The following is a 444-nucleotide window of genomic DNA, read 5'->3' on the forward strand; positions in this document are numbered from 1 at the left end:
GAATAGGGGAGTAGGGGAATAATAGGGGAATAGGGGAGGCTATTCGGCTGTAAGTTTACGGATGAGAAGTCGAAGAAGCTTTCCCACACTTTCGGTACTCGCCAACAATGGGCCGGACGTCGCTTTCGGCGCGATGCCAATACGTTCAGCAATCAGAAGCTGAGTTTCCAGTTCCTTCAATGATCCTTGGGCAATACGGAGAAACTGCAGATAGGAGCCTCGAATTTCCCTGCCATACCCCTCGGCTATGTTCGCCGGCACCGACGTTGCAGAGCGCCGCACTTGGCTGGTCAGTCCATAAAGTTCTTCTTTGGGCCAGGATTTCGTAGCACCGTAGACCGCCACCGCAAGATCCATCGCCTGCTCCCAAACCAGCAAGTCCTTGTAGGACCCTGTTTTTTCGGTCATCCGTCCCTACTCCCCTACTCCCCTACTCCCCTACTC

1 protein-coding gene is annotated in these 444 nt (G+C 54.1%); it reads right to left on the bottom strand.

Features of this window, described 5'->3' with window-relative positions:
• Positions 1-39: 39 nt before the first annotated feature.
• Entirely contained in the window at positions 40-408 is a 369-nt protein-coding gene (locus EN949_RS35665) for a four helix bundle protein (protein WP_063170070.1), read from the bottom strand.
• Positions 409-444: the final 36 nt, after the last annotated feature.

Origin of the sequence: Mesorhizobium sp. M7A.F.Ca.US.007.01.2.1, from assembly GCF_003998165.1 — a bacterium.
GTDB classification, from domain to species: Bacteria; Pseudomonadota; Alphaproteobacteria; order Rhizobiales; family Rhizobiaceae; genus Mesorhizobium; species Mesorhizobium ciceri.

Bases quoted from the DNA above. Each gene is read 5' to 3' on its own strand.
- EN949_RS35665 (WP_063170070.1), bottom strand. From the start codon at position 408: ATGACCGAAAAAACAGGGTCCTACAAGGACTTGCTGGTTTGGGAGCAG.